Here is a 7,443-nt window from a genome sequence, read left to right as displayed (position 1 = left end):
TTCGATCATGAGAGGAATTGAACGTTTCTTCCCTAGAAAAAGTATTTCCCGCTGAAAAAGGTTTTCCAGCGGGAAAATTTGCTCCACTTATTTGCCTTCTTTGCGTTCCTGCCAGGCCTGCTCGATCAACGGGAGCAGGCTTTCTCGATCCATCGGGACTTCCCCGCCTTTCAAGTCATTCGGAGAGGGAAGAATCGACCTTTCCACCAGCGCCTGATACAAATCCATGGGCCAGGGCAATTCCAGACCGGCTTTTGTCAGGAGGTCTCGCCGGGCAAACAGTTCCCGGGGAACGCCCTGGAAGAGCCGCTGTCCCTGATCCAGCAGGACCACCTCGTCAGACCAGCGGGCCACGATATCCATCTGGTGCAGGGACATGACGATGGTGGCGCCCTCCCGGTTCAACTGCTCCAGCAGGTCGAGGATGCTTTTCGCTCCGGCGGGGTCGAGCCAGGCCAGCGGTTCGTCCAGGATGATGACCTGCGGGCGCATCGCCGCGACACCGGCGATACAGACCCGTTTTTTCTGGCCGTAGCTGAGGGCGTGGACGGGCCGGTGGCGCAGTTCGGTGATCCCTGTCGCTGCCATGGCCGCGTCGACGCGGCGGCGCACCTCGGCCTCGGGAAGGCCCATGTTGAGGGGGCCGAAGGAGATGTCCTGTTCCACGGAAGCGGAGAAAAGCTGGGCGTCAGGATCCTGGAAGACGAGGCCGACGTGGCTGCGCAGTTCGCGTAGGCCCCGGCGGGAGTAATCGATGGGCTTACCCTGGAAACGGACGACACCCCGGCGCGGCTTCAAGGCGCCGTTGAGATGAAGGAAGAGGGTCGACTTGCCGGCGCCGTTGGCGCCGACGACGGCGATCTTGCGTCCCGCCGGGAGGGAAAGATCGATACCCCGAAGGCCGCTGTTGCCGTCGGGGTAGTTGTATTCCACTTGTTCCGTTTCCAACAGGGCTGTCACGATGAAAACCATCCTCTTTTTTAGGGAGTTCTGGTGCTATTTTTAAGGGGTTCTGGCGCGTGGCAGTACACGAAGCTCTTCCTCATACCCCCGGGCCGACAGGGCGATGTAGAGCTCACGGGAACGGATGAGGGAGCGGACGAATAGGTTGGCCGCCAGGATACCGAGGGAGCGAAGGCTGTTGGCTTTCGTGGAGTAGCCGAGTCGGGACTCTTGGGCCACGACGATGGCCTGAGTCGTCTCCATGAGCACGAAGATGAAGCGGTAGATGAGAAGCATCAGTTCCGTCACAATCTTGGGCGTCCGCAAGCGGGCCGCTAGTTCGATCACATCGACCATCGGCGTGGTAAGCACGAGAAAATAGAGGCTGGCTGTGGCGCCGAGGGATCGAAAGAAGAGGATGCCAGCCTGTTCCAGACCGGCAGCTGATATGCCAGGGGTGTAGGGACCGATAGTCACCTGCGCCACGGGGTCAAGGGGGGATGGCGAAAAGGCCACTGTAATGCACCCGGTGAAGAGGAAGAGGCCAGGCACAGTCAACAGTTTTACGAAGATGGACAGGGGTACGCGGGCCGCGAAGACGATCAACGCGCCGGAGAGGAGCGTGATCAAGCCGGGCAGCCAGGGCGTGGGGGAGAGGAGGCTAGCCAGCAGCCCTGCCAGGGCGGCAAGCCCTTTCCCAGTCGGCGATTTGTCCCGCAGTTTGTTGGCCCAAGCCCACTGATCGATCGTGTAGAGCATCTGTTTAGACCCCGTTTGTGAACTGTTCTATTTCACCATCAGGCGTTGCCGACGGAATTGCGCCCCATGCCGCCGCCCATTCCGGAACCGGCGCTCATGTCGGATCCGCTGCTCTTGCGGCGGCGTGTGAAGTAGTAGGCGATAAAGGCGGCGCCGGCGGCGGCTTGAAAGCCGAAGAGAAGCGGTTCTGCCTCCTCTCCCGGTTCCCAAAGGGATTCGAACCAGGGTTTGTAATCAGGGGCGATGGTCTGCACCATTTCGCCTGCCTGATCATCGGCGCCGGCAAAATCGCCGGTGAAATGCATGACCAGGGGAACGCCCGTCAGAAAAAGGGCAGCCGTAATCAGGACAAGCTTGTTCCGCAGCCAGTTCATGCTTTCACCTCTTTCGAAAAGATGTTCAGCGCAGACAGTTCGTTGGCCGAGTATTTCGAGAGAGCATTGAAGATAAGGACGGTCAAAAGGCCCTCAGCCAGCGCCAGGGGAACCTGCGTAACCAGGAAGACGGAACCGAATTTGACGATGGAACCGGCGACGCCGGCGGCTGTGTCCGGGAAGGCGATCGCGAGTTGTAAGGTCGTTGTCACATAGGTCGCCAGGTCGCCGATGGCGGCGGCAGCGAAAATGGAGACGTTGGAGGGAAGGCTCAGCCGCTGTCCCAACCGGTAGACGCCGTAGGCGGCAAAAGGTCCCACGATGCCCATGGAGAAAACATTGGCGCCCAGGGTGGTGATTCCGCCGTGGGCCAGCAGGAGGGCCTGAAAGAGCAGCACGATGGCGCCGAGAACGGTCATCACGGTGGGGCCGAAGAGGACGGCGCCCAGGCCGGTGCCGGTCGGGTGGGAGGAACTGCCGGTGACAGAAGGCAGTTTCAGCGCCGATAGCACAAAGGAGAAGGCTCCGGTGACGCCGAGGAGCATTTTGGCTTCCGGATTGGCCCGGACGGTTTTTTGGATCGACCGCAGCCCATGGACGACGAAGGGCGTTGAGGCGGCTGTCCAGGCAGCGGCATGGCTAAGGGGCAGGTAGCCCTCCATGATATGCATTCGCAGACACTCCTTTTTGTGTAGGGGTGGTTGTAGGGATTTCCTATCTAAGTTCCGGTGTTTTCGTCGCTTGCTGTATCGTTCTGGAGAATATATATGTACTAAAAACTACAATCGCATGCTTGCAAGCTCCTCGATTTCGGTCATCGCCTTGGACCAAGCGGTAGATTGTCTGCGCCAGGTGGAGATTTCCCCATAGGCAACAAAATAAAGCCCTCCCTTCCTCCCGAAGTGGGTCTTTCGTTTGTTGCGGGCAGGTCTCCTGGCTCGGGCGTCATCCGGTCCCGCCTCCTTCCCAGACCGAAGTCCAGTGGATCTGTGGCGGGTCGTCTTCCCTTACAGTAGCGGGGGCTGCTGAGGCTTTACACCTCATTCCCTTTTCAGCCGCTGAGCGGCGCCTGCAACAAGGGTAACCGTGTTCGATTTTTCAGATAGCTATGGAAAGCACTATCTATATGCAATCGTAACACGTCAAGGCGCGCGGGGCAAGGGTGTCGCAAGGTTCAGGCAATAAAATCCTCTCGAAAAAAAGTATTGATTTGCCCCGCCATTTATGATATTAATATACTCATTGTGGTGGGAACCAGGATTCATCCAAATCGGGTTTGGATTGCTTCAAACAGACCAACGTCCCTGTTAGGGCGGGTCTAGACCCACCCCCGGATGGATCACGTAGGTCCCGGCATCCAATTTGCTGGGAAGGGGGCCGAAATGATGGATTACTCCACTTTCGGACGACATGTCACCATTGACACTTGGGGCGTAGATTTCGAAAAATTGAACGACGCCCGGTTCCTGGAGGAACAGATGATTGAAGCCGCCAAGGCGGCCGGAGCGACGGTTCTCTCGTCCCAGAAGCAGCAGTTTGAGCCGCAAGGCGCGACGGTCCTGGTCCTGTTGTCCGAGAGCCATATCTCCATCCACACCTATCCCGAGAAGGGTTTTGCCGCCCTCGATTGCTACACCTGCGGGGAGACGGTGGATCCGGAAGTGGCCATCAACCACATGATCAAGGTGCTGGTTCCCAAGAAGACGTCGGTAAAGCTGCTCAAGCGCGGCGACGGACCGATCGAGGTCCTGAAATAACGACGGCGCGTGAAAAAAAGCCTGGTCATCGCCAGGCTTTTTCTAATGCCATTCTTTTGATCTGATGAAAACGGCTTACATGGTTTGTTTCAACGCTTCGAAGTCGTCGTAGTGTTGGCAGAGAAGATCGACCAGATCGCCGTCGATGGCCTTTTCCAGGACCATCTTTTTCAGGATTGATTCGACCTTTTCGCGGGAAAGGCCATCCCGGTACGGGCGGTCTTCCACGAGGGCCGAGAAGATATCGGCTACGGCCACAATCCGGCTGCCGACGCTGAGTTCTTCCCCTGGGATGTGAAAGGGGTAACCTCTGCCGTCAAGGCGCTCGTGGTGGTAGGCGCCCCATTGGGCGATCTCGGAAAAGCCCGGAACCTGATTCAGGATGTGGTAGCTGTGATAGGTGTGCTGTTTGATGATCAGGTACTCGTCGGGCGTCAGTTGAGCCGGTTTTTCTAAAATCTCCTCAGGGATGCTCAGTTTGCCGATATCGTGGAGGAGGCCGGCGACTTCCATGCGGGCAGCGTCGGCGGGAGAGAAGCCGAATAACTGGCTCAGAAGCGTCGCCGAGGCCGAGACCAGCCGTGAGTGGCGGAGGGTGAAGCGGCTCTTGCTGTCAATGATGCGGGCGAAGATCGATGCCAGACCCTTCAACTCGCAATAGGGGAGTTGGATGGTATGCTCGTCGGCGCCGACGGCCTGCCGGGTCAGTTCGTCGATGAAGGGGGAGTCCAGGTCAAGCCAAAAGCTCTCTCTCCCTGCCAGTTCGTTGAGGAGGTCCTTCAATTCGGGGCGGAAGACTGTTCCGAACATGTTGTTGATGGCGTCCATGACCTGACGGCGCTGGGAGAGGATATGGGCGGGTGTCAGGAGGACCTCGATGCGATCGGCCAGGTGGATCAAGTCACCCAGCAGGAGCAGTGTGGGATCGACGGGAGCATCCTGCCGGCCCGGCTCGTCCCAGTGGTCATGGTGGTGTTCGATGATGATCGCGGCTTCTCTCAGTTGGGGCGAACTCGCCAGCATCCGCCGACCGAGTTCGCAATGGCTCTTGGGCGAGTGGATCTCAAAGCGGGAGAGGTCGCTCTTCTGGGCAAAGGTGACGGCGCCGATATCGTGAATGCTGGCTGCGCAATAGAGGGTCTTCAGTGTTTTGACCGGAAGCGCCATCGCCCGTCCGAGTGTGACTGCCATGTATGCAACCCGGCGGTGGTGGCGCGAGAGCCCGTGGGTAGTGAAGTCCAGGGCCATGGAGAGGGCGCCGAGCAGCCGGGAGAGGTCGACGGGGGTATAGGATGCCATCCGGATGCCTCCAATTGTTTGCAGATTTTTAATGAGATCTACACAGATCTATCATCCATATTACCATAAGATAAAGTCGTGTTGCCCCTTATTTTTCTGAACCGGCAAAGGAGGTGATATTGTGATCAAGCGGTTTACGGCGGAATGCACCGAATGCGGCACCGTGCGCAACGTGATCGTTCCCGCCCGTTCCCAGGCGGAACTGGCTGTAGATATGCTGGGCGAAATCGAACGCACCCGGACCTGCCCCTACTGCGAACAGGAAGGCGTTCGCGAGTTGCGGGACCATGTGGCCTGACCAACAGGCGCATCGTACAGTTGAATAGACCGGTAATCAGTTCAACGAACGGGGTCGGCAAAATAGTCGGCTCTCTTTTTTTTTAACATACTGAAAAAGGATCCAGAAAAATGTAGCCACTGGACGCCAGTTCCGTTATCATAGAATCGTGGGCAAATGCGCGAGAAGAGGTGAATGGGATTGAACGTATTCTATTCCGCAGGCACGGAACTGCCGCATGTCGCCTATTTTTGCATGGAATATGGTTTGAACGCTTCCATACCGATCTACTCGGGCGGTCTGGGCATTTTAGCGGGCGATTACATCAAGGCGGCCCGGGAACTGGGACGACCGATGGTGGCCGTCGGGATCCTCTGGCGCCAGGGATATACAGAACAGCACATTGACAGCAACGGTCAGCCCTATGATGTGTACCGCGATTATGAGTTCCCCGATCTGAAGGACACCGGTGTGTCCGTATCGGTCCGCATCTGGGAACATGATGTGGTCTGCAAGGTCTGGGTGCTCGACAACCAGGGGAATGTGCCCCTTTACCTGTTGGACGCCGGTTTTCCGGGCAGCCCCCATGGCTGGATGACCCAGCGCCTCTACGGCGGCGGGCGGCAGGAACGCATCGCAGCTGAGATGATCCTGGGCATCGGCGGGATCCGGGCGTTGCGCGCTCTCGGCTTGTCGATCGATGTCTATCATTTTAATGAGGGCCATGCCGTTTTCGCCGGGTTGGAACTGATCCGGGAGAAGATGAACCAGGGCCAATCCTTTGAGCGCGCCTGGCACAACACACGCCAGGAGATCGTCTTCACGACCCATACGCCGGTCGCTGCAGGCAATGAGGTTCACGACCATGACACGCTGGGGCGGATGGGCGCCTACAACGGCCTCAACTACAATCAGATGCGCGACCTCGGCGGCGATCCCTTCAGCATGACCGTGGCCGGTTTGCGCCTCTCCTATATGGCCAACGGCGTTTCCAAGCTCCATGGCCGCACGGTTCACCGCATGTGGGGGCACCTGGAGTCGATTCCTCTAATTTTTTCCATCACCAACGGCGTCCATCCGGGCACCTGGCAGGACCCCCGGATCAAACAGGCCTTCGAGACGCGGGGAGACCTCTGGTCCATCCATATGGACAACAAGCGAAAACTGATCGAGTATGTCAAGGAAAAAGGGCTGGGGAACCTGCGGGAGGACACCCTCCTGATCGGATTTGCCCGCCGGGCCGCCTCCTACAAGCGAGGCGATCTGATCTTCCGCAATCCGGAAGTGATCGATGCCTACCTGTCGACGGGGAAGATCCAGATCATCTTCTCGGCCAAGGCCCACCCCGCCGATATGATGGGCAAGGAGATCATCGCACGGTTGGTGGAATTCCAGAAGCGATACCCCGACAATGTGGTTTTCATCGAGAACTACAACATGGACATCGCCACGCTGCTGGTGCGCGGATGCGACATCTGGCTGAACAACCCGCGCCGGCCCCAGGAGGCCTCGGGCACTTCGGGGATGAAGGCGGCCATGAACGGTGTGCTGAACCTGAGCGTGGAAGACGGTTGGGTTGGCGAAGGGGTGCAGCACGGTATCAACGGCTGGCTGCTCGACTTCCACCCCGGCGAGAACCTTTCGCCACAGGAGCAGGATGAGTTGGACATGAAGTCCCTCTACCGGGTGCTGCTGCAGGAAGTGCTGCCCATGTACAACCACAACCGCAAGCATTGGGTCGAGATGATGATGCTCAGCATCGACATGTCGCGCTGGCAGTTCTCCTCCCACCGCATGTGCCGCGAGTACTATGACCTCATGTACACGCCGGTGACGACGAACAAGCGGCAGTTGCTGAATCAGTCGGTGTGACGGTAAGGACTGGCCGAGGGAACGGAAGAGACGCACACTGCGCCTGTAGATGCGAAAAAGCGGGGAAACCGGATTGCCGGTGGAACCGCTTTTTTTGCCTATTATCGCGAAGGGGGCGCCGGAAAGGCAAGGCTTTTTTGTTTTTTCCGACTTGGGTCCTATG

The 7,443-nt window shown here is 58.2% G+C and carries 8 protein-coding genes and 1 riboswitch; of the genes, 3 read left to right on the top strand and 5 right to left on the bottom strand.

What is annotated here, in order from left to right:
* Positions 1-87: 87 nt before the first annotated feature.
* The 4 genes from GTO91_RS15475 to GTO91_RS15460 are packed head-to-tail and all read right to left on the bottom strand — an operon-like array spanning position 88 to position 2,746.
* Complete coding sequence (locus GTO91_RS15475) at positions 88-960, bottom strand: energy-coupling factor ABC transporter ATP-binding protein (RefSeq protein WP_161259640.1); 873 nt, start codon at positions 958-960, stop codon at positions 88-90.
* 42 nt (positions 961-1,002) lie between these two features.
* Positions 1,003-1,701 carry a cobalt ECF transporter T component CbiQ gene (gene cbiQ / locus GTO91_RS15470; RefSeq protein ID WP_161259639.1) on the bottom strand — a complete coding sequence of 233 codons (699 nt, stop codon included), beginning with the start codon at positions 1,699-1,701 and terminating at the stop codon, positions 1,003-1,005.
* Between the two features lie 38 nt (positions 1,702-1,739).
* A complete protein-coding gene (locus GTO91_RS15465; RefSeq protein WP_161259638.1) occupies positions 1,740-2,075 on the bottom strand; it encodes an energy-coupling factor ABC transporter substrate-binding protein in 336 nt (111 codons plus the stop codon).
* Positions 2,072-2,746, bottom strand: a complete 675-nt coding sequence (locus GTO91_RS15460) for an energy-coupling factor ABC transporter permease (RefSeq protein WP_161259637.1) — start codon at positions 2,744-2,746, stop codon at positions 2,072-2,074. The genes GTO91_RS15465 and GTO91_RS15460 overlap by 4 nt, the downstream gene beginning before the upstream one ends.
* Positions 2,747-2,981: 235 nt before the next feature.
* Positions 2,982-3,163: riboswitch (cobalamin riboswitch) on the bottom strand.
* Positions 3,164-3,460: 297 nt separating this feature from the next.
* Between GTO91_RS15460 and speD the strand changes: the two genes are divergently transcribed.
* Positions 3,461-3,832, top strand: a complete 372-nt coding sequence (speD, locus tag GTO91_RS15455) for an adenosylmethionine decarboxylase (RefSeq protein WP_161259636.1) — start codon at positions 3,461-3,463, stop codon at positions 3,830-3,832.
* 75 nt (positions 3,833-3,907) lie between these two features.
* On the opposite strand, the gene GTO91_RS15450 is transcribed toward speD, so the two are convergent.
* Positions 3,908-5,131, bottom strand: a complete 1,224-nt coding sequence (locus GTO91_RS15450) for an HD-GYP domain-containing protein (protein WP_161259635.1) — start codon at positions 5,129-5,131, stop codon at positions 3,908-3,910.
* A 121-nt stretch (positions 5,132-5,252) separates the two neighbouring features.
* Between GTO91_RS15450 and GTO91_RS15445 the strand changes: the two genes are divergently transcribed.
* Together GTO91_RS15445 and glgP are read left to right on the top strand one after the other, a co-directional pair.
* On the top strand, positions 5,253-5,429 hold the full coding sequence (locus GTO91_RS15445) for a hypothetical protein (protein WP_161259634.1): 177 nt from the start codon (positions 5,253-5,255) through the stop codon (positions 5,427-5,429).
* 180 nt (positions 5,430-5,609) lie between these two features.
* The gene (gene glgP, locus GTO91_RS15440) at positions 5,610-7,280 is read left to right on the top strand and encodes an alpha-glucan family phosphorylase (protein ID WP_268894893.1); all 1,671 of its coding nucleotides are present in this window, start codon (positions 5,610-5,612) and stop codon (positions 7,278-7,280) included.
* The last annotated feature ends 163 nt before the right edge of the window (positions 7,281-7,443 follow it).

Origin of the sequence: Heliomicrobium undosum, from assembly GCF_009877425.1 — a bacterium.
In the GTDB taxonomy this organism is placed as follows: Bacteria; Bacillota; Desulfitobacteriia; order Heliobacteriales; family Heliobacteriaceae; genus Heliomicrobium; species Heliomicrobium undosum.
Note: the sequence above shows the minus strand (reverse complement) of the source record. Positions and strands in the feature narration are given on the sequence as shown.

What these genes read in the sequence shown, in the direction of transcription:
- cbiQ (WP_161259639.1), bottom strand. Translation starts at nt 1,701, where the DNA reads ATGCTCTACACGATCGATCAGTGGGCTTGGGCCAACAAACTGCGGGAC.
- GTO91_RS15465 (WP_161259638.1), bottom strand. Translation starts at nt 2,075, where the DNA reads ATGAACTGGCTGCGGAACAAGCTTGTCCTGATTACGGCTGCCCTTTTT.
- GTO91_RS15460 (WP_161259637.1), bottom strand. Translation starts at nt 2,746, where the DNA reads ATGCATATCATGGAGGGCTACCTGCCCCTTAGCCATGCCGCTGCCTGG.
- speD (WP_161259636.1), top strand. Translation starts at nt 3,461, where the DNA reads ATGGATTACTCCACTTTCGGACGACATGTCACCATTGACACTTGGGGC.
- GTO91_RS15450 (WP_161259635.1), bottom strand. Translation starts at nt 5,131, where the DNA reads ATGGCATCCTATACCCCCGTCGACCTCTCCCGGCTGCTCGGCGCCCTC.